Genomic DNA, 22,098 nt, shown 5'->3' with positions numbered 1-22,098 from the left:
TTTTACGAGGGGCTTACGCCACCATCGCTATTTTAGTGTCGCCCTAAGGGGCTTTCCAGCATAGAGCAAAAGGTGAAGAGTTTGTCTTCCCATTTTTTTCAAGTGTATCACTTTTAGTTTGCCAACTCGTACCATTTTTTATTGCCATCCACATCAGGGATCAGGTGAACAGTTTGAACTTAGTACAAATAACTCTCCCTCGGGAAGGCATAAATCAGAGGTTAATCATCCCTTAATCAAGCGTTAATTATTAAGGAGTGATTAAGGGTAGATAAAGGCATAATTAATGCCTTGACCTAATGAACAATCCATATTGGAAAGACATAAAAGTAGCATCATAAAGAAGATAATGCTTTGATTTATAGGTACTTAATTGAAGGTTGAAATACCTGAAAGCCCCTTAGAGTGACATCGCAATGGTGACCTCCTGGTCAACCCATTATTGTGCTTGAACGACGAGGATGTCGTCCTTCCTGAACAAAAGCCCCTTAGGGCGACACTAAAATAGCGACGGAGGCGTAAGCCCCTCGTTTAGTGTAAGTTACAATATTATTTATCATTTTTTCCCTTTCCTGAAAGCCCCTTAGGGCGACACAAAAATAGCGACGGCGGCGTAAGCCCCTCGGAAAAATAAGGTTTAGAAGGTGAGAGGTCTGTAATGCCCTTTATGGCAGCACAATTATAGCTATAGATGCATTAGCCCATCGGAAAATTTGGGGAAATTCTCTCCGCTCTCTGCCCTCGGCTCTCCGCTCTTCGCTCTCCGCTCTCCGCTCTCTGCCTTCAGCTCTCCGCTCTTTGCCCTCCGCTCTGTGCCCAAAGGGCTTTTATCTCATCTTTTCAATATTTTCTTTAGCTGAGGGATCTACCTGGTAAACATATTCATTTTTTTCACAGGGAAAATCGGAGCATTCCGCACAGCTTTTGTAGCCATTTTCTATTACGCATAAACGAATGGGACACAATCCACACCATGAAAACTTTGCTCCTTCGCTCATACAACCATCACAATTAATATCTTCGGGTTGAATTTCACCTTGATAATGTTCGCTCCAACGCTTGGCAATATCTACTTTTCTTTCCTGATCATTATCCTGAGTAGCAAGATATGCTTCACATTTGAAACAATCAACTCCACACGCAGAGATTATTTTATTCATTTTTTCTCCTCTTCCGGTGTTACAAAACCGGTTTCTTACCAATATTAATTCTGTTTAATCGCTACAAAAGATAATGTCTGATGGTTTATATATTTCCTTTGCTGCAGCTAAAAAAGAATTTTGATTTCATTATTTCTGAATGCTTAATCCTGTCAATGGTTAATTTTGGATAATTTTAGATAGCAAGCAGTTGAGAAATCTATTGACAGAAATATGCAGTTTTAGAAAGGTAACAAATCCGATTAAGTGTGTCTGATTTATTATCTTTACAGGAAATGAAATTGAGCAGGGATTATGTATAATACATTATTACAAGAATCCGTTCTAATAGTGGACATCGGTAATACCAATATCGTTTGTGCCATTTACAGAAAAAATGAAGTAATTTGGACAGCACGCTTAAAAGCTGACACTGTTAATACTTCAGATGAATATTATGTTCTTCTGAGCTGTCTGTTGCAAGCATCCAATTTATCTGCAGCAAATAAATTCGGATGGGAAGACATTCGTTATATTGCTTTAGGAAGTGTAGTTCCGGAACTAACCAGGGTCTGGAAACATTTGTTCAGTAAATATTCTCAGGCAGAAGTGATTGAAATAGATGCGCTTAGCCCAATAGGGATCAGTTTCAGAGTAGATAATCCTTCTTTTATTGGGGCAGATTTAATTGCCAATGCTTATGCTGCCTGGCAAAAATACAGGAGCAGTTCTATTATCATAGATTTAGGAACAGCTACAACGATTGAACTAATTAGTGATACAGGAATGTTTGAAGGTGCAGTTATTGCTCCCGGGATGAAAACCGGAGCGGAAAATTTGTTCAATAAGGCAGCTAAACTATATTCTATAGAGCTGGTTTCACCTTCTGAGCTATTGGGTTTGAATACAACCGAGGCAATGCTTTCCGGAATTGTTTACGGGCATTCATTTATGCTTAATGCATTTTTGCATAAAATTAAAGAGCAATATTCACAGCTAACTCCATTTAAAACAATTCTCACCGGTGGAATGGCAGAATTGGTAAGTCCTTATATTGACGGCATTGATATGATGGATAAGGGTCTTACTTTGGATGGTTTTTATCTGGCTTTATGCAAGGTTTTACAGAATAGATTATAACTCTATGCTAAAAAAGTTTATTGCCTGTTTGCTCCTGTTCTCTTTATGTCTGCTTTGGGCTAAGGAAACAGTTCCAGAAGGGAATAATCCGCAAGAAGAAAAAATTGAGCATAAAGGGATTTTTCCGGTAAATCCCTTCCGTCCCAAACCGGAAATTCAACGCCAGCTTGATCCTTTAACAGAACAAGCATTATATCCCCGACTCTATTTAACAGGTTACAATCCCCTGATTAACAATCGGATTGAGGTTTACAAGATAAATAAGGGGATGAATTATTATAAAACTATACCCTTGGAAATTCCGGCTTTTGCTCCTACTTATAAGGAAAAGGTAGATTTTGCCAATAACAAAATATTGCTGAGCGTGGAAGTGGATAACTTCAAAATTACTCCGGATGTTCCTATCAGTTTTGACCGCTATCTGGCTAATATGCAAGTGAAGGCATTTCATAAATCCCTGCTTGCCAATTTTAAAACTCAGGAACAAGAAACGCAAACAGTTAGCAGCGGTTTATTTAAAGACCTTACTTTGCTGCCGGAAATAGCGATGCCGAAAGCAATGCAAAAGGTTTTAGGTTCCTCTGCAGGACGCTTAAATCTGGATGGAACTCAGAAACTGACTATGCAGGCAAGCAATACCCATAGAAAACAGGTTCCTATCTATGATGAATCGGGCAAAAATGTGTTTGACCTGAAAATGGAAATGGAAACGAATTTGCGTTTATCCGGAACCATTGGAGATAAAATTGCCGTAAACTTTAAATACAATTCCAAACAGGATGAAGAACTGTTTGATATGAACAATGTTAATGTAAAATATACAGGTTACGATGATGAATTTATCCAAAGTATTGAAGGGGGAAATATTGCTTTAACCTTAAGCGGTTCCCGCTATGTTAGCTATTCGGCAAGTTCACAGGGACTTTTTGGGATCACCAGTAAATTCAAATACGGAAATTTGGACTTAAGTGTAATTGCCAGCAAAGAAGAAAGCCAGAAAAATACTCAGACCTATATTGGTAAAAGTCAGGCGGATTCTTCTACCGTTAGTAGCTGGAAATATGCTAAAAGGACAATGTATTTTCTCCACGATCCCTATCAGCTTTTCCAGCTGAAAACCGGTTCCAATATCCCTCCCGGTTGGGTAAATAACGCAATTGAAACGGCTCCCGACGGTTCCTGGATTGTGAATGAGAATTTTTTACCGGCTAATGGAACAGTGCGCTTGTTTTATGACGATGCTAATTATACGAATGATACCGCAGCTGCCAAAGGAGATACAATTTACTATTCCGGGGATATAAGACCACCCTATGAGCCCTGGTATGATGAATTGATTGAAGGAACCGATTTTGTAACCGATTATAACTCCGGAATTATTACTATCTTGAAAACCATAGATAGAACAGCTACTTTGGGAGTGCAATATACACGCAGGGATGGAGTTCAGGTTCCTCCTCCCAATTCTGATACCAGCCGACTGCATGTGAAAGTATTACGCAAAAAATATCAGGAATACATTCCCTACGATCCGGAAGATGAACTTAATACCTGGCAACTGCAAATGCGCAATATTTACGATATGGGTAGAACCAATATTAAGAATGACGGTTTTGAATTACAGGTTTATACTGTGAATGTGGATTTAACCCGAAACTACAATTTACCTGATAATCTGGTTTTTGGAGATATTTTTACCTATAACGATTACCTGAGATTAAATGCCAATGGTAGTCCTGATGGTCTTATCAACGGTGATGATGCCACTGTTAATTTAACCAACGGCTGGATTATTATACCTCTTATTGAACCAATGAAGGGCTTGGGAGATGGCATAATTTATCGGAAAGAAAATGAAGATGAATATTCCTATCAGGACTCCACCAGCATTTTTATTAATATTAAGGGTAAAATTGGCAGAGAAGCAATAGAGCTTTCTTCAATGGGGGTGTTGAAAGGAAGCGTGAAAGTGAAAGTAAATGGCAGTGAACAACGGGAAAATATTGATTATATAGTTGATTACGATTTTGGGAGAATAACTTTTTTAACTGCTGCAGGCAAAGATCCCGATGCTAAAATTGAAATAGAATTTGAAAGCCGCACTCTCTTTAGCGTTGCCCAGAAAAACCTTGCCGGAGTGAGAGCAAACTGGAAAATTAACGATTATACGAAATTGGGAGGGACTTTAATTTATCGCAGTGAAAATGTATCTGACAGGCGACCCCGAATTGGCAATGAAAACATTGAAATGCTGATGGGAGATATTGATGGCGAATTAACTTTCAAACCGTTATTTATTACCCGAATGCTGGATGCCTTACCTCTAATTAATACTACTGCACCTTCACAACTTTCAATGTCGGGAGAAGTAGCTTTTACAATGCCCAATATTTATGGCGATCCGGAAAGCAAAAAGAAAGAGGCATACCTTGATGATATGGAATCTATTATGGATTCCTATCCTTTAGGAGTTACCTATAATACCTGGATTTTGGGAAGTAAACCTTATGGCACTTCTTACGCCAAAGGACGCATAAACTGGTTCAATCCTAAAGATGTGAAAAGAAAAGATATTGAAGCAGAAGCAACTTTAACGGATCAGGAAAAAGATGAATATGTAACCGTGCTTACGATGATTGCGAAACCGACTGCAGTGCAAATTCCAGGTTCCACAACTCACAGCTGGGCTGGAATTATGAAATATCTTGGTAACCAGCTTGATTTTTCTCAAAAAAAATACCTGGAGATTTATGCCAAACTGGAAACAGTGAATCAAAACACAAATATGTATCCCAATGTTACATTGCATATAGACCTGGGAGATATTAACGAGGATTTTTATACTGAATTTGGCGGTTACGGTGTCTTAAACAGCGAAGATGTAAATAGGGACGGAGTTCTTACCATCAGTGAAGATATCGGTTTGGATGGACTTTCTAAAAACCAGGCAGGTCACGATCCCAATGATATTGCCTATCCTGCCAGCGGAAATGATTACTCCGGAGTAAACGGAACGGAAGAAAATAGAATTTTGGATACGGAAGACCTGGATGGAAACGGTGTGCTGAATTCCTTAGACCGCTATTTGAGTTATTCTTTTTCCCTCACCAATCCCGATTCCTCTATAGTGGTAGATTCCTATAATCAATGGCGAATGTTTCGGATTCCTCTTAACGATGAGCAATACTATCAATTAGTGAATAGTTCCGGAACAAATATTCAGCCCACTCTGCAAAAGATTTCTTATGCCCGAATATGGGTAGATACAGATTCCGAGATGGATGTAAAAGTTAGAATTGCCGATATTTCCGTAGTAGGTAATAAATGGCAGGATAACTATATTCGCCAGTTCAAATATGGGAGCGCTCCTCCTCCTAATAGTTATGTGCAATATTATAATCCTTTGATAGAGACCTCTGTCTTAACCGCTAAAAACACAAGTTTTATTTCCGGTATCGTGTCCAATCAAAAGAACTTTACCCATTATACATCTCCTGAAGGAACCTGGTACACTGAAGATAAAAAAGAATCCGCAGAATCAGCTTTAACTTTGGAAGTAAATCATTTACAGCGCGATCAGATGTGTTTGCTGCGGCAACGGATACTGGATACCCAAAATCTGCTGTCTTACGATAAAATTCGCTTATGGGTATATCCTGAGGCAGCTCAGGGCTCCATTTCCCATCTGGATTCGTTGTATATCATCTTTCGCATTGGAGCCGATTCCCTAAACTATTATCAAGTGCGTCAAAGAGTTCCGGTTCGTCCTTATAACGCCAAAATGAATGCCCGGGATTGGATTGAATTGGAGTATAATTTGCAAGACCTGATCTCGCTCAAAGAGATTAATCCTACTGCAGATGCCGATTCCCTGGTTAATGTAATTCCAGGTGATGAAGGACAGCTGGGAAAATATTATCGGGGGAAGCCCACCTTAATTAATATAAGGGATATTTACTTAGGGGTATATGTTCCCGGTCCTCATTACTACGCTGACCAAATGGATATCAAGGAATATAACGGAATAATCTATTTTGACGATATTCGGGTTGCCGATCCTTATGAAGATATTGGCATTGCCAAGCGCTTAAGTTTAAGCGGAACTTTTGCAGATGTTGCTACTATAAATGTGGATTTTGAAGATAAAAGCGAGAATTTTAATACTACCATTCAACGCGGACGCAGCAATTCTTTCACCAGCACTCAATCTATGAATATTACCAATAAAATATTCATCAATAAGCTCTTTCCCAATTCCTGGAATTTGGATATGCCTATTTCTATGAACCGGAATTATTCTTTGGGAACTCCCCGATTTAGAGCAAATTCTGATCTTTTAAGAGCTAATATGGCAGATCCGGAATTGAAGGAAATTGAAAAGACAGAACACTTGGCTTACAGCGCCGATTTTGGTTTCAGTATAAAACAGGCACCGAAAAGTAAAATTTTGCAATATACAATCTATCGTACTTCCCTCAGCGGTAGAATTGAAAGTTCCAATAATAACACTTCCACCGCTGTAGATACCCTTTTGGCATATAGGGGAACATTGAATTATAACCTGAATGTGCCTGCTGATAAAACCAGTTTCCGGTTATTGAAGAATTACCGTTTGGGCTACTTTCCCAATACTTTCAGCAATAGCATCACTTTTAGCAGTAACGAACCCAAAAGTTGGGACCGGTTAACAACCGTTGATAGCTTGGTATGGAATAAACGCAGCCAAACCACAGACACCAGAAATATTACTACCGATAATAATATATCCTGGAGTTTGTTAAGCGATTTAACAGCTACTGCCCGCTTAAATACTAAAAGAGACCTGCTGCAAAAGGATTATCTCTACGATATCAATATTGGTAAACAAACTGAGTATGTTCAGGATTTGGGCTTAAATTACAGCCCGAACTACCTGCCGCAAGTATTTAATTTCACTTCTTCCTTATCTGCCAGATATACGGATACGCAAAGAAAATATACCCAATATGTAGCAAGTCAGGCAGTTGATACTTACCAGCGGGATGGTAATACAAATCGTTCTATTAGAATGAATATAACTTTGATGAATGCCACCCTTCTTTCCAGTTGGGCAAGTAAAATAAAAAGCAAAATGCCTTCTGCCGAGGTTTCTCCTAAAGATAAAGAAGAAGGTGCTCCGAAAAAAGATATGACTGAAGAAGAAAAAATGAAATATGAAGAACAGATGAAAAAAGAAGAAGAACAGAAAAAGAAAGAAGAGATGAAAAAAGAAGAAGAACAAAAAAAGAAAGAAGAAATGAAACAGGAAGGAGAACCTCAAATCAGCGATGAAGAAATGCAAAAACGCAAAGAGGAACTTGCCCGCTTGGAGGCAGAAGGAAAACTGGCTGAACTTTCAGAAGAAGAATTGAATAAATTGATCGGGGATATTGGTGCGGAAGGTAAAGATGAGGAAACAAAAAAAGAAGGTGAAAAAGAAGGGGAAACCAAAGAGACCTCTGAAACTAAAGGAGCCGGCTTTAATCCTGTATTTATTATGGTGAGTGCGCTATCTAATCTGAAAAACATTACTGCCTCCTACCAAAATACCTATATGATGAATTACGCCCGAAAAACCAATCAGTTTCCTTTTTCCTTTCAGATTGGATTGCCGCATACCGTTCCTTACGATTCCCTGGAAGCAGTTTCCAACGATAATACTATCACTTTGGGCAGTGGAATAACTTTTTCCCGCAGAGTGGATAGCGTTATCAACTGTTCAATCACTTCCAACAGACGGTATGCCAGTGCCAGTAATCAAACCCTGGGTTACACTTTTCCCGATATAACCTTATCCTTGATGGATATGGAATCATTGCTGGGCTTAGGCAAATATATTAGCGGTTCACGCATCAATACAGGTTTCCAATATACTGTTCGTCAAAATGGAAATCTGGATTGGATTAAGCCCAAACAGGAATCTTTCACAACGGCGCTTAATCCTTTGCTGGGCTTTACGGGAAACCTTTTTAAAGTGGTTTCCACCAACCTCAGTTTTTCCTTAAGCCAAACCAAAAATATAACCGATATGGATACTTACGAGATATTAAAAACCAGCAACACGCAATCCCTGAACGGAAATCTATCTTATAGTTTTAGAGCTGCAAAAGGTTTTTCTGTTCCCTTTACGAAAAAGAAAATCCATATTAAGAACGAATTAACCTCCTCTTTGGGGGTTACTTATGAAAGTAATATGGATAAAACCAAAGGCAGCACGACATCTCAAGTGGATAGAAATACCAGCCGTCTGGCAATTTCACCGCAGGCAACTTATCAATTTGATGCCAATATCAGAGGTGGCTTAACCAGCAGCTACGAAATAAATTCGGATAAAAAAACCGAGGACGGAACTTCTATCTTCAGTTTAGGTATTTGGGTGGAAATTAATTTGTAACCGGAGGGTTGACCTCCTGGTCAACCAAAACCCGGAGGGTTGACCTCCTGGTCAACCAAAACCCGGAGGGTTGACCTCCTGGTCAACCACCTTTTTTACCCTCTATTGTTACTAAAAACAGCGAGGTAAAAAAATCATTGGGTTGCAAGTGGAACGACAAGATGTCGTTCCTCCTGTGCGTGGTAAAGAAATTATGGAGTTGCAAGTGGAACGACAAGATGTCGTTCCCCCGGAGGGTTGACCTCCTGGTCAACCACCTTTTTTACCCTCTATCGTTACTAAAAACAGCGTAATAAAGAAATTGCCGAGTTGCAAGTGGAACGACAAGATGTCGTTCCTCCTGTAAGGGGTAAAGAAATCATTGGGTTGCAAGTGGAACGACAAGATGTCGTTCCTCCGGAGGGTTGACCTCCTGGTCAACCACCTTTTTTACCCTCTATCGTTACTAAAAACAGCGTAATAAAGAAATTGCCGGGTTGCAAGAACGACAAGATGTCGTTCCTCCTGCAGATAAAATTGTAGAGGGCAGTGTCCTCCGGTTACCCTAAAAGCCAAGCTCCTTTAAAGCGGACTGCTTTTTTCTCCATTTGGGCTTAATTTTTACAAACAAATGCACTTGCACCGGTAATTGCACAAAAAGGGATAGTTCCCTTTCCGCATATTCTCTAATCTTTGTTATGGAAGAGCCGTTTTTGCCAATCAAAATTGGTTTCTGGCTATCTCTTTCCAGCCAAATAACGGCATCTATTATTACCTTATCGGGAAATTCCTTAAATTGTTCAATCAGCACTGCTGAAGAATAGGGTATTTCTTCAGTAAAGAAATGGAAAATTGCCTCGCGAATGATTTCCTGTGCGAAAAAACGCATTGGCAAATCGGATAGTATATCTTCTTCATAATAGGGCTGATGAAAGGGAATATAATATTTAATTGCCTCCAGCAGTTCGGGAATATTTTCTCCGATTTTGGCGGACACGAAGAAGACCTTATTTATAGAAGATGGAAGATAATGGGCAAGTTCATCCCTATTCACTTCCGGATTTATATCCAGCTTATTAAATACAGCCAATTGCGGGTTTTTCATAGTTTTCAGGCGGTTTAGCACTTCCCTGTCAAAATCTGTAGGGAAACCGTTAATCTGTGTTAAAAAGAGAATCAAATCCACATCTTTCAAGGTATTATTCCAGATATTAAGCATCTTTTCCTGCAGTTCATAACGGGGCTTTAAATAGCCGGGAGTATCAATAAAGATTATCTGTTGTTCAGGAGTATTCCAAATACCTTTAATAGCATAGCGTGTGGTTTGTGGTTTGGCAGAGACGATGGAGATTTTTTCACCTAAAATACGGTTCAGCAAGGTTGATTTACCGGTATTGGGCTTACCGATAATAGCAACGAAACCACTTTTGAAATTTGCTGCATCACTCATAGATAAAAAACAAGGGGTGGTTAAGCACCCCTTGAAAGTAATTTATTATCCTAAGTTTGCACTTAACTCATCAAATACATCTTTGATAATCTGGATGCATTCATCCAATTGCTCTTTAGTAATAACTAACGGAGGAGCAAGACGAATAATATGACGGTGTGTTGGCTTACAAAGCAAGCCCTTGTCTTTCAGTTTCAAACATACATCCCATGCTTCAAAGCCATTACTGGGTTCAATTACAATGGCATTCAGCAAACCTTTTCCCCGCACGAGTTTCAGCATTGGATGCTCTATTTTACGCAGTTCGGAACGGAAATATTCTCCCAGTTCAAAAGCGCGTTCCGTTAAATGTTCCTCTTTGATTACTTTTAATGCGGCTACAGCTACTACGCAGGCAAGTGGAAAACCGCCATAAGTAGAACCATGCTCTCCGGGTTTTATTTGCAGCATAATATCCTTATCAGCCAAAACAGCAGAAATTGGTAACACTCCTCCGGATAGGGCTTTTCCTAAAATTAGAACATCGGGACGCACATTTTCATAATCGCAGGCAAGAAGTTTACCGGTTCTGGCTAAACCGCTTTGAATTTCATCCGCTATAAACAGCACATTATGTTCCTTGCAGAGGTCGTAACAATCTTTCAGGTATCCATCTTTGGGAACAACAACACCAGCTTCACCTTGAATGGGTTCTACAATAAAGGCAGCTACATTTTTACCGTGTTTTTCCAGATATTCTTTTAAGGCATTGGCATCATCATAAGGAATCCGCACAATTCCAGGAGTAAAAGGACCAAAGCCACCATAGCAATCAGGATCGGACGACGCTGTGATAATGGATATTGTTCTCCCGTGAAAGTTATTATCCACAAAAATCAGGATAGCTGAATCGGGAGCTACCCCTTTTACATTGTATGCCCATTTGCGGGCAAGTTTCATTGCTGTTTCAACAGCTTCAGCCCCTGAATTCATTGGTAAAACCATATCGTAACCGAAATAATCGGTGATATATTTTTCATATTCTCCCAGCTTATTATTGTAAAAGGCGCGGGAGGTTAAAGTGAGTTCATTTGCCTGTTCAATCAATGCCTGAATGATTTTGGGATGACAATGCCCCTGATTCACTGCAGAATAGGCAGAAAGAAAATCATAGTAGCGATTTCCTTCGGGGTCCCAAACAAAAACACCTTCACCTTTTGCCAAAACTACGGGCAGAGGATGATAGTTGTGAGCTCCATATCTTTCTTCCAGTTCCATTGCCTCGCTGCTGGTTATGTTGCCATACTTTAATTCCGGCGTCATCTTCTCAGTCACTTTAGCAGTTTCACTATCAGAAAGGCGATCATAATTCAGATTCGTGGACATTTTTCCTCCATATTTTGTTCATATTATTTATTATAAACCCTTTTTTATAAAGGGGTTGTTGTGTCAAGCAGAACTTTTCAACCGTTTGGTGATATGATACACAAAAGTGAAAGAAAGTATCGTTGTTATCACATCGGCAATAGGCATAGCAAAGATCAAACCGTCAAACCGGAAGAGATAATTTAATAAAAACAACATTGGAATATAGACAATTCCCTGGCGCGAAAGAGAAACAATGAAAGCAGGCAGTGCTTTTCCCATTGCTTGCAGAGCAGCCATTAAAATCATTCCCAAACCGGCAAAAGGGATAGCAATTACATAAGCTTTCAGGATTTGCGTCCCGATGCGGATAATTCTACTGTCATTAATGAAAATGGCAATTAATTCCCGCGGGAAGAGACCAAATAAGAGAGTGAAGATTACAGCCATTCCCAGACAGATTAAATTGGACATCTTAATCACTTTTTTCATTCTGCTGTAATTCTGGGCACCATAGTTAAAACCAATTAGCGGCTGCACGCCAATGGATAATCCGATAAAGGCAAAAATGGCTATAGAAAAGACCCGGGAAACAACTCCCAAAGCAGCAATCGTATGATCCGAATAGGCAGCAGCAAGCTTAAAACTGATAGCATTGCCTATGCTCATCATTATTTGGCTTAAGGAAGAAGGAATGCCGATAGCAAGTATTTCTTTATAACAAGGCCAGCGCAAGTGCAGATATTTTCTTCCGGGACTTACTAAACTCTTTTTCCGCAAATAATATATGGAATAATACAGCAAGCCCAAACCCTGTCCTATAACAGTTGCTATTGCTGCACCGGTTACACCCATATTAAAACTGAAAATGAACAGCGGGTCAAGAACAATATTTGCTCCAGTGCCAATAAACAAACCCAGCATTGCTTCTTTAGCAGCTCCTTCGGCTCTAAGTAATTGGATCATAGTAAATTTAACCATAATTATAGGACTGCCGATAAAAATAGCGGTTAGATATTGCTGTGCTGCAAGAGCAGTTAACGCACTGGAACCGGATAATTTAAGATAAGTAGGGATGAAGAGTATTCCTAAAATTACAGCAAAAATAGAAACGATGCCAATAGAAAAAATAGCCGTAGTTGTTGTTTCCCGAGCTGCATCCAGGTCTTTTTTCCCTAACAGACGGGAAAGATAACTGGCTCCGCCATTGGCAAAAATTCCGGCTATTGCCATTAACATATTGTAATAGGGCAAAGCAACGGAAACACCTGCAACTTTAAATGGATCATTCAGTTTGCCGATAAAAAAGGTATCGGTTAAATTGTATAATATATTCACCAGCATACTTAGCATACTGGGGAGGGCAAGATACAATATAGAATAAGCGACAGGAGTGTTTTCCAAGATTTCTATTTTGCTGTGTTTCATTTATTTGTTTCCTTAAAGTAACCGTTTTTTTGAAAGGGGCTTTTCTGTCAAGACCGGAAACAGTGTAAAGCTTGGAACCGGCACAAATATTTGAATATTTCCAAGGGAGAAAAAGGGAAAAAAGAATATTGAAGGCAGAAATGGATATTATCCGGAAGCATCTTTATAAGCTAATAAAAAACAATCAAATCCGTGGTTTATTCTGCTGTGAAATTGAAGTGCTGTAAACCATCCCGAGCCCTTATTATCAAAAAACCTTACGGGTAAGAAAAAATCCCTTTCAATAAAGACGATTCCTAAATATCAAATGCCGGATTAAGAAAGTCCTTGCCTATACAGTCCTCTTAAGGAAAATGGTTTTACCTTGAATATAGACCTGTTAAGTATAAGTTAGAGCAGGTTTTACAATACAAAAAATATTATAAGGAGCAGAAAAATGACTTTCCTGAAAAGAATAGGAATCTTTCTAATTACCAACTTGCTGGTAATGTTGGTGTTAGGATTTGTAGTAGGTCTTTTAGGATTGAAACTTGAAAACCTCTGGGGTTTGCTGATTATTTGCGCAATATTTGGAATGGGCGGTTCCCTAATATCGCTATTTTTAAGCAAGCCATTGGTGAAAGCAAGCTATAAAGTGCAAATTGTAAAACCGGGAGTTTCTCATCCTAAGATTGCTTATCTGTTATCTGCCGTAGAGGCAATGGCAGCAGAAAGGAACCTCAAAACCCCTGAAATAGGTATTTATAACAGCAAAGATGCCAATGCTTTTGCTACCGGCGCTTCGCAAAATAGTGCTTTGATTGCTTTTTCCTCAACTTTGATAGACCGTCTTTCTGAAGATGAATTAGCAGCAGTAGCGGGTCATGAAATGAGTCATATCAGCAATGGCGATATGGTAACTATGACTTTACTGATGGGAGTTGTGAATACTTTTGTAATGTTTTTTGCCCGAATTTTAACAGTTATCATTGATAATGCCCTGCGTGATGATAGAGGTGGCGGTTTGGGTTATTTTGGTTATATGTTAGTAATTATGGTGTTACAGAACATTTTAATGCTTCTTGCCAATATTCCTATAGCTGCTTATTCGCGTTGGCGGGAATTTAAAGCAGATGCCGGTTCGGCAAATCTGGTGGGAGCGGCGCCTATGATTGAAGCATTGAAGAAAATAGCCGTTGCCTATGTTCCGGAAAAACGCACTGATTCTTATGCTTTGGCAAAAATCAATAACCGCAAAAGAATGTCTCTTTTTGCTACTCATCCTCCTATTGAAGTGCGCATTCAACGCTTGCAGGAATTGCTTTGAAAGAGATACCCCGGCTTAAAATTGAAAAATTAGCTATGGGTGGTTATGGTATCGGCTATTTTGCCGGCAAGGCAATTTTTATACCATACACGGCTGCCGGGGATGAAATTAAGGCAGAAATTACTTATGAAAGCAAGAATTATGCTTATGGCAGAGTAAAGGAATTTCTTGTTTATTCCGCCAACAGGATTGATGCCAACTGTCAGGCATTTAATGCTAAAGTTCCTTGCGGGGGTTGTGATTGGTTGATGTTTAGTTACGAAACTCAATTACAGCAAAAACAGCAACTGATTTTGGAACTTTTCCGTCCCTTTATAGACGAGGGATTAATTCTATATCCCGTTGCTTCCGTTAAAATAACGAATTATCGTAATAAGGTATATATGCCGGTTGGGAAAGATTTCCGAACAGGCAAAATTTATTATGGAATGTATGCCCGGTTTTCTCATCAAATTGTAAAACACGATTACTGTATCAATCATATTGCCATTTTTGACAATATTGCCCGGGCAATTATAGAATTTTGTATCAAAACCGGAGTAGAACCCTACAACGAAAAAAACCATTCAGGTCAGTTACGCCATATCGGTTTTCGTTGCAATAATGCAGAGAACCAGATTTTGGTAATATTAGTTACTTTAAGCAGGAAGTTTCCTTTTTCCAAACTATTGGTAAAGAAGTTAACCGACGAATTTCCTTCCATAACGGGAATAATCCAAAATATCAACAGGGAAAAAGGGAATGTTATTTTGGGTGAGGAAACCAAACTCTTATTCGGGCAAGATTTTCTGATAGATAAAACGGGAGATTTAGAATTTCAGATCAATTATCGTAGTTTCTGGCAAATCAATCAAGGAACGATGCAAAATATTCTTGCTTGCCTGGAAAAAGTTGTTAACAGCCAGGATGTTATTGTGGATGCCTATTGCGGAATTGGAGCTATAGGGCTTAATTTGGCAGCTAAAGCTAAACAAGTTATCCTGCTGGAAGAATTTCCTTCGGCAATTGAAGATGCGCAATTAAATGCTGTTAGAAACAAAATTCAAAATGTTTCGTTCGTTACAGGCAAAGTGGAAGATAACCTGGCTGAAGTTTTGGCAAATGCAAAACCGGATGTCATTATTATGGATCCTCCCCGCAGCGGTGTTCAGCAAAAAGCTTTAGAGGCAATTATTCAAGCTCAGGTGAAACAGATTTTATACCTTAGCTGCTCTCCAATGACCCTTGCCCGTGATTTGAACACTCTTTTAGCCGGAGAAGAATATAAAGTGGTTTTTTTGCAGCCGTTTGATATGTTTCCCAATACCTGGCATATAGAATGCCTTGCCTATTTACAGCAAAAAGATTATTATATCAGAAACGGGAAGAAGATTCAGCAGGGAAAAAGATGAAAAGAATTCTCTTGATACTCTTTAGCATTATATTGTTGTTGGCTTTGCTCAGCTGTGATAGCGATAATAGCGATGTCTTGGCAAAAAGAGAAATTAGCGATATTCTTTATGATATTAGTATGGATTTCAATTTAAAAGATATCAGCGGAATTATGGACCACCTGCATACTGAATATCTGCATAAAGGAATGCTGGGTTATAATTTTAACTCTTTGTGGCTGGATAGAATGGCTCAATTCTCCCTGCTGGATATTGAAGTTCTTTATATTGACCTGGATGGGGATAAAGCTATAGTGCATAGCAAGAATAAATTCTCTTCAAATACGGAAACGCAAACCCTGAACGAACCGGAGGATTCCGGAGATATTTCCTACTTCAGAAGAGAAAACGGAGTTTGGTATATCTACGGAAACCAGCAATACACTAAATAAAATACCCCTAAGCCGGGGGAGTTTTTAGTTCATACAAACGATGCGGAATCTATCATCCTTTGCAATACTTGCAAGCTACAAGCTAATCCTTAAATAGCTAATAGCTTTATTATCAGACGGTTATCTTCAATTTCCGATATTGCCTTCTCCGCTTTCAAGAATAACTCCTGTAAAGATTGCCCATTTATTTGTGACATCATTCCCCCACTAAATACATTCTGGAGACAAGATAATCATATTATATGTTTTGTAAAGATGGAAGTTATATTAGGTATTATCCTAATCTATTTACCTGGCATTGGGGTATTTACCATTTTAGTATAAACTACATATCAGATTCGGGCACCGCTTTCTGCCCTAAATTGAGAGCATAAATCAAGTGTTAATCTAACCTTAATCAAGCGTTAATTATTAACGCTTGATTAAGGTATGTTAAACGAGAGATGAATAGCTTGGGGCAAGGAAGATAAGGTTCTTGTTTTAACTCACAATTTTGAAATAAGGAGGTCAGTTATAATCTGGTTGCCAGGGTTTACAATTTGTGAGTTGTAGTTACAGAGAGGGCTGTGGCATAATTGTAAGTCAAAACAAAAATAAAGCAGTAACTACTCCACTCTCCTAATCCTTCTGCCTGATGGCTTTTACGGCTAAATAGCTATATTTATCGTTACCTGTTCCACAAAGCTTATCCAGAAAATTCCATAAATTAAAAGAAACCTTCTGCATTTTTTTATCCAGACCTAAGGCGGTAAGCAATTTGTGGGCAAATAATGTTGTCCTCAAAACATAAAATCCATTATCTTCAAGCAAAGAGGTCAATTTAGGTATATCCCAACTATGCAAATGAGCATTCACAGGTGTTTTGCGATTACAATGAATGCAAAGCGAATAGCGGATAACTTCTTTGTAAGGAACTGTAACAAATAAGGTTCCACCTGGAGGTAGCAGCTTTTTCCAGTTATTTATTGCCAAAACAGGGTCAACAAGATGTTCCAAAACTTCCATGGCAACGATAAGATCAAAAGATTCTCCTGCAAGATTGAGATTACAGGCGTCTCCGTAAATAGTTCTAATCTGTGGATCAGTTTGCTTAATCCGCTTTAAATTTTCAGCGCTGAGGTCTATGGCAGTAACTTCTGCTCCTATTTGGGCACAATGCAAAGAAAACCATCCTCTTCCGCTGCCAATATCCAAGACCTTTTGGTGGGGCTTAACAGAGCACAGGTGATAGATAAATTGATTTCTCCTAATTTCTGCAGGGGAAATTAAATCCTCTCCCCAATAATCAAATTCCAGAGCATCATTGTGATAGTGTTCAATGTAGTTCATATATAGTCCGATGATTTATTCTCTATAATTAAACTAAGCGAAAATGATAATAAGGCAAGGTGTTTTCCCGCGAGTGCTGTTTCCCGCAGATTTTGTTTCCCGCAGATTACGCAGATTTCAAAGTTCAAAGTTCAAAGTTCAAAGTTCAAAGTTCGGAGTTCAAAGTTCGGAGTTCAAAGTTCGGAGTTCAAAGTTCAAAGTTCGGAGTTCGGAGTTCATGAGTTCATTGTTAGATATGGTGGTTTTGTCTTTTCTCTTTTTACAGGATAACAACATAATTTTATGCTACCCTCAATTTCCATCTCGCCATCTCGCTATTTCGCTATCTCGCCATCTTGCTATCTCGCTATCTCGCTATTTCGCTATTTCGCTATTTCGCTATTTCGCTTTTTTCCATTTCGCTGAAAAAAAATATTTGACAGTTTCAGCGACCTCAAATTCTTTGGTATAAATTATTGAATACGCTTGGAGCGTATAGCACAAGTCCCATATTTTGCAGGGGCTTATAGTTCTTTAGGAGGAACAATGTCATCCATTAATTGTGATACTCCTAATGAGTATCGCTTAGGGAAGGGAATTAACCCCTCCCGCCATTTAACAAAAACAAACCGCAGTTTGATTTCCTGCCCGGATAGCGGAGCTCCGTTAAAGTTTCGTATTTCTCCAGCGGGAGTTCTATTGCATAAATTTGGAGGTTCCAGTGAGTAAACGCGATAACCGAATACGCATAAAACTGAAAGCTTATGATCATCGTCTTTTGGATAAGTCCGTTGCTGAAATTATGAAATCCACTCGTAATACAGGAGCTAAAGTTATCGGTCCCATTCCGTTACCCACCGACCGAACTATTTATACTATTTTGCGTAGTCCCCATGCTGATAAAAAGAGTCAGGATCAGTTTCAGATGCTTGTTCACAAACGGCTAATTGATATCGTTAATCCTACGCAGCAGACCACTAATGCTCTTAAGAAACTTAGTTTGCCTGCCGGTGTCCATGTAGAAATCAAAGCTAACACAAGGAGCTAAGGATGATTGGATTAATTGGTAAAAAAATAGGAATGACCCAGGTCTTTGACAGCGAAGGCAAGGTAATTCCCGTAACAGTTATTAGAGTAGGACCTTGCAAAGTTATCTGTAAAAGAACAGAGAAAGAAAATGGTTATCAGGCATTACAAATTGGTTTTGAAGAAATTCCCGAACGCAAGGTAACTAAGCCGCTACAAGGGCATTTTAAAAAATACAACAGCCCCTATTTTCGTTATGTGCGTGAATTTCGTTCTGAAAGAGGACAGGATATTGAAAGTATCCAAATCGGGGATGAATTAAAAGCGGATATATTTGGAGAGAACGAAATCGTTTCTATTTCGGCGAACTCTAAGGGTCGTGGCTTTACCGGTGTGATGAAAAGGCATAATTTTAATGGTTTTATCAGTTCTCATGGCAGCCATGAATCCTTTCGCGGTCCTGGTTCCATAGGTCAATGTGCACAACCCTCACGCGTATTTAAAGGAATGAAAATGGCTGGTCAGCATGGCAATAGTAAAGTTACTGTGCATCGGGTCAAAGTGATAAAAGTTGATCCGGAAAATAATCTTATTATGATTAAGGGTGCAGTGCCGGGTTATCGTAATTCCTTAGTAACAATTCACAAGGAACAATAGGTGGTATCTTATGTTGACAGCAAAAAGATATAATATGCAAGGTGAACTTTTAGGAGAGGTAGATCTTCCCGCAAGCATATTTGAAGTGGAAGTGAATTCTCCCAAGATTTTACTAAATGAAGTAATTACAATGTATCTTGGAAATCAGCGTCAAGGCACAGTGCAAAAGAAAAATAGAAGTATGACTGCCGGCAGCACTAAAAAGCTTTTTAAGCAAAAAGGAACCGGTAATGCCAGAGTTGGAGCTCGCAGAAGTCCTGTTCGCGTTCATGGTGGAAGAGCTTTTCCTATTTTTCCCAAAGATTGGTATCGGAAAATTCCCCGCACTAAAAAGCGTTTAGCATTGAAAGTTGCCTTAACTGACCGAGCACGCGAAGGCAGAATAATGATTGTTGATAACCTTTCTTTTGATAAGCCCAGCACAAAACTGGCTCTGGATTTCTTACAAAAAATTATTCCGGAAAAAGGGAATAAGCTTGTAGTGACTGACGGGCATCACATTTCAACCGTAAATAGTTTTGCCAATCTACCGGAAGTTATGACAGACCGTGCCGATAGCATTTATGCCTATGAAATTCTGAAAAGCAGCTACATAATTATGACGGATGAAGCCCTGAAAAAAGTGGAGGAGGTATTCAGCAAATGATACACCCGCGCAATATAATAATCAGTCCTATAATTACTGAAAAAAGCGGTAATTTGGTGGAGAAAGAAAATACTTACAGCTTCAAAGTGAGTATGAATGCCAATAAGATAGAAATCAAAAAAGCTATTGAACAGATCTTTGCCGTTAAAGTGCTGGCTGTAAATACAATTCGCTATCAGGGAAAACCTAAGAGCTTGGGTAAATATAATGGTAAAAGACCCGATTGGAAAAAGGCAATCGTAACTCTTCGTAAAGGCGATAAGATTGCCGATTTTGAGGCATAATGAGGTAAAAATGGGAATTAAGAAATATAGACCTACTACTTCAACCCTGCGTTTTCGCACTGGCTACACTTTTGATGAGATAACCAAAAGCACACCGGAAAAATCGCTGCTGAAACCGAAACATAAAACCGGCGGGAGAAACAATTCCGGTAGAATTACCTGCCGTCATAGAGGTGGAGGCCATAGACGCCACTATCGGATTATAGATTTTAAGAGAGATAAAATTGGTATTCCGGCAAAAGTTGCCGCTATTGAATATGATCCTAATCGGACGGCTCGCATAGCATTATTGCATTATGTAGATGGAGAAAAAAGGTATATTATTGCTCCTGAAGGTTTGGAAGTGGGAACAAAAGTGATGAGCGGTCCCGATGCCGAAATCGCTGTGGGAAATGCCATTCCCCTGGAAAAGATACCTTTAGGCAGTTTTGTGCATAATATTGAACTGAAAAAAGGCAAAGGTGGTCAAATTGCTCGCAGTGCAGGAACTTATGCCCAGGTTGTAGCTAAAGATGGAGATTATGTTCATGTTAAAATGCCGTCCAATGATGTGCATTTAATTCGCAAGGAATGTCTTGCCACGATTGGAACGGTAAGCAATCCCGACCACTCTTTAATTCAAATAGGAAAAGCAGGACGCAAACGCTGGATGGGAATTCGCCCTACAGTTCGCGGTGTAGCAATGAACCCTGTAGATCATCCAATGGGTGGAGGTGAAGGTAAATCGTCCGGAGGCGGACATCCTGTTTCCCCCTGGGGTAAACTTTCCAAAGGTGGAAAGACCAGAAAAACTCGTAAATATAGCGATAAATATATCGTGAAAGCAGTTAAGAAATAGAATAAGGATAGAGAAAATGGCACGATCAATTAAAAAAGGACCCTTTGTTGACGCTCATCTGCTGAAAAAAATAGAAGCATTGGACGCTGAAGGCAAGAAAAGCGTTGTAAAAACCTGGTCTCGTCGCTCAATGATAACTCCTTTGTTTATAGGCCATACTTTCAGTGTCCATAACGGACATAAATTTGTTCCCGTTTATATCACTGAAAATATGGTAGGTCATAAATTAGGCGAATTTTCTCCTACCCGCACCTACCGTGGTCATAAAGAAAAGAAGAAAAAAGTGACGAAATAGGAGAAGGAAATGGAAGCAACAGCAAAACTTAGCTATGCTCTCGGTTCAGCCCGCAAGGCACGATTGGTGTTAGATACAATCCGTTATAAACCAGTAACGGAAGCTCAAAGTATCTTGCGTTTTTCGCATCGCAGAGCTGCAGTAATTATACATAAATTATTGGCTTCTGCCATTGCCAATGCCCAAAATCAGGATCCGAAAGTTGATTTGGATAAGCTTTATGTGATTGTAGCAACTGCTGACGAGGGACCGCAGATGAAACGTTTTATGCCCCGAGCTCAGGGTAGAGCTTTTATGATTAGGAAACAGACCTGTCATATCTCCCTGGAATTACAAACTTTAGAAGAATAGGAGGAAGACCTTGGGACAAAAAATACATCCTGTTTTATACCGTATTGGTGTTAATAAAGAGACCGAATCTATCTGGTTTGCTCAAGGAACCTCGTATGTGGATTTTCTCCAGGAAGATATCAAAATCCGCAACTATATTCATAAGCGGTTGAGCGATAAGATGGTCTCCAAAGTAAAGATTTCGCGTAAGACGAGTTCAATTATTATTGATATCTATACTGCCCGCCCCGGTTTAGTGATTGGAAAGAAAGGGGAAGATATAGATAAACTTCGCAATGAGCTGAATGTTTTTATTAATAAAGAACGGAAAAGCCCTCTCACCGTTTCCATCAATATTGAGCCCATTGAAAAGATGTGGCTGGATGCGCGTTTGGTAGCTAAAGAAATAGCCCGCCAGTTGGAAGAGCGTGTTTCTTTTCGCAGAGCAATGAAAATGGCTATCCGCTATGTTATGAAAGAAGGAGCTCAAGGAGTTAAAGTGCAGGTTTCAGGTCGCTTGGGTGGAGCGGAAATAGCACGGTCAGAAAGTTATAAACAAGGCAGAACCCCGCTCCATACGCTTCGTGCCGATATTGATTATGCCAATTTGGAAGCAAATACTACTTATGGCGTTATCGGTATTAAGGTATGGATTTACAAGGGTGATATTTTAGATAAATAAAGGAGATAAGCA

Annotated in this window: 18 protein-coding genes and 1 pseudogene; 14 read left to right on the top strand and 5 right to left on the bottom strand. The window is 39.3% G+C overall.

Features of this window, described 5'->3' with window-relative positions:
* Window positions 1-827: 827 nt before the first annotated feature.
* Window positions 828-1,160 (bottom strand): DUF3795 domain-containing protein, encoded by a 333-nt coding sequence (locus tag PLE33_06605; GenBank protein HPS60918.1) that lies wholly within the window; start codon window positions 1,158-1,160, stop codon window positions 828-830.
* Between the two features lie 294 nt (window positions 1,161-1,454).
* Between PLE33_06605 and PLE33_06600 the strand changes: the two genes are divergently transcribed.
* A complete protein-coding gene (locus PLE33_06600; protein ID HPS60917.1) occupies window positions 1,455-2,279 on the top strand; it encodes a type III pantothenate kinase in 825 nt (274 codons plus the stop codon).
* Window positions 2,280-2,283: 4 nt separating this feature from the next.
* The gene (locus PLE33_06595) at window positions 2,284-8,691 is read left to right on the top strand and encodes a hypothetical protein (GenBank protein HPS60916.1); all 6,408 of its coding nucleotides are present in this window, start codon (window positions 2,284-2,286) and stop codon (window positions 8,689-8,691) included.
* Between the two features lie 544 nt (window positions 8,692-9,235).
* Here PLE33_06595 and era read toward each other — a convergent pair.
* From era to PLE33_06580, 3 genes are all read right to left on the bottom strand, one after another.
* A complete protein-coding gene (gene era / locus PLE33_06590; GenBank protein ID HPS60915.1) occupies window positions 9,236-10,120 on the bottom strand; it encodes a GTPase Era in 885 nt (294 codons plus the stop codon).
* A 45-nt stretch (window positions 10,121-10,165) separates the two neighbouring features.
* Complete coding sequence (gene rocD / locus PLE33_06585) at window positions 10,166-11,485, bottom strand: ornithine--oxo-acid transaminase (GenBank protein ID HPS60914.1); 1,320 nt, start codon at window positions 11,483-11,485, stop codon at window positions 10,166-10,168.
* A 63-nt stretch (window positions 11,486-11,548) separates the two neighbouring features.
* Window positions 11,549-12,892 (bottom strand): MATE family efflux transporter, encoded by a 1,344-nt coding sequence (locus PLE33_06580; GenBank protein ID HPS60913.1) that lies wholly within the window; start codon window positions 12,890-12,892, stop codon window positions 11,549-11,551.
* A 436-nt stretch (window positions 12,893-13,328) separates the two neighbouring features.
* Between PLE33_06580 and htpX the strand changes: the two genes are divergently transcribed.
* From htpX to PLE33_06565, 3 genes are read left to right on the top strand one after another with little or no spacing between them, the layout of a single operon-like run.
* On the top strand, window positions 13,329-14,198 hold the full coding sequence (gene htpX / locus PLE33_06575) for a protease HtpX (protein HPS60912.1): 870 nt from the start codon (window positions 13,329-13,331) through the stop codon (window positions 14,196-14,198).
* Window positions 14,195-15,589, top strand: coding sequence for a 23S rRNA (uracil(1939)-C(5))-methyltransferase RlmD (rlmD, locus tag PLE33_06570; GenBank protein HPS60911.1), 1,395 nt, complete (start codon window positions 14,195-14,197; stop codon window positions 15,587-15,589). The genes htpX and rlmD overlap by 4 nt, the downstream gene beginning before the upstream one ends.
* Window positions 15,586-16,020 carry a hypothetical protein gene (locus tag PLE33_06565; GenBank protein HPS60910.1) on the top strand — a complete coding sequence of 145 codons (435 nt, stop codon included), beginning with the start codon at window positions 15,586-15,588 and terminating at the stop codon, window positions 16,018-16,020. Before rlmD ends, PLE33_06565 begins: the two co-directional genes overlap by 4 nt.
* A gap of 618 nt (window positions 16,021-16,638) precedes the next feature.
* Here the strand turns inward: PLE33_06565 and PLE33_06560 are convergent.
* Window positions 16,639-17,349 (bottom strand): class I SAM-dependent methyltransferase, encoded by a 711-nt coding sequence (locus tag PLE33_06560; protein HPS60909.1) that lies wholly within the window; start codon window positions 17,347-17,349, stop codon window positions 16,639-16,641.
* Between the two features lie 525 nt (window positions 17,350-17,874).
* On the opposite strand from PLE33_06560, the gene PLE33_06555 reads away from it, so the two are divergent.
* The 9 genes and pseudogenes from PLE33_06555 (at window position 17,875) to rpsC (ending at window position 22,095) form a co-directional block, all read left to right on the top strand.
* Entirely contained in the window at window positions 17,875-18,057 is a 183-nt protein-coding gene (locus tag PLE33_06555; GenBank protein HPS60908.1) for a hypothetical protein, read from the top strand.
* Window positions 18,050-18,376: a 30S ribosomal protein S10 gene (gene rpsJ / locus PLE33_06550; GenBank protein HPS60907.1), complete on the top strand. Its 327-nt coding sequence runs from the start codon at window positions 18,050-18,052 to the stop codon at window positions 18,374-18,376. The genes PLE33_06555 and rpsJ overlap by 8 nt, the downstream gene beginning before the upstream one ends.
* 2 nt (window positions 18,377-18,378) lie before the next feature.
* Entirely contained in the window at window positions 18,379-19,011 is a 633-nt protein-coding gene (gene rplC / locus PLE33_06545; protein HPS60906.1) for a 50S ribosomal protein L3, read from the top strand.
* Between the two features lie 10 nt (window positions 19,012-19,021).
* Complete coding sequence (gene rplD, locus PLE33_06540) at window positions 19,022-19,657, top strand: 50S ribosomal protein L4 (protein ID HPS60905.1); 636 nt, start codon at window positions 19,022-19,024, stop codon at window positions 19,655-19,657.
* Entirely contained in the window at window positions 19,654-19,941 is a 288-nt protein-coding gene (gene rplW / locus PLE33_06535) for a 50S ribosomal protein L23 (GenBank protein ID HPS60904.1), read from the top strand. Before rplD ends, rplW begins: the two co-directional genes overlap by 4 nt.
* Before the next feature lie 10 nt (window positions 19,942-19,951).
* A complete protein-coding gene (gene rplB / locus PLE33_06530) occupies window positions 19,952-20,779 on the top strand; it encodes a 50S ribosomal protein L2 (GenBank protein HPS60903.1) in 828 nt (275 codons plus the stop codon).
* A 16-nt stretch (window positions 20,780-20,795) separates the two neighbouring features.
* A complete protein-coding gene (gene rpsS / locus PLE33_06525) occupies window positions 20,796-21,074 on the top strand; it encodes a 30S ribosomal protein S19 (GenBank protein ID HPS60902.1) in 279 nt (92 codons plus the stop codon).
* A gap of 9 nt (window positions 21,075-21,083) precedes the next feature.
* The gene (gene rplV, locus PLE33_06520) at window positions 21,084-21,425 is read left to right on the top strand and encodes a 50S ribosomal protein L22 (protein ID HPS60901.1); all 342 of its coding nucleotides are present in this window, start codon (window positions 21,084-21,086) and stop codon (window positions 21,423-21,425) included.
* A 10-nt stretch (window positions 21,426-21,435) separates the two neighbouring features.
* Window positions 21,436-22,095: pseudogene (gene rpsC, locus PLE33_06515) on the top strand (30S ribosomal protein S3).
* Window positions 22,096-22,098 lie beyond the last annotated feature (3 nt).

This window comes from Candidatus Cloacimonas sp. (assembly GCA_035403355.1).
GTDB lineage: Bacteria > Cloacimonadota > Cloacimonadia > Cloacimonadales > Cloacimonadaceae > Cloacimonas.
This window is presented reverse-complemented; position numbering and strand designations above follow the sequence as displayed.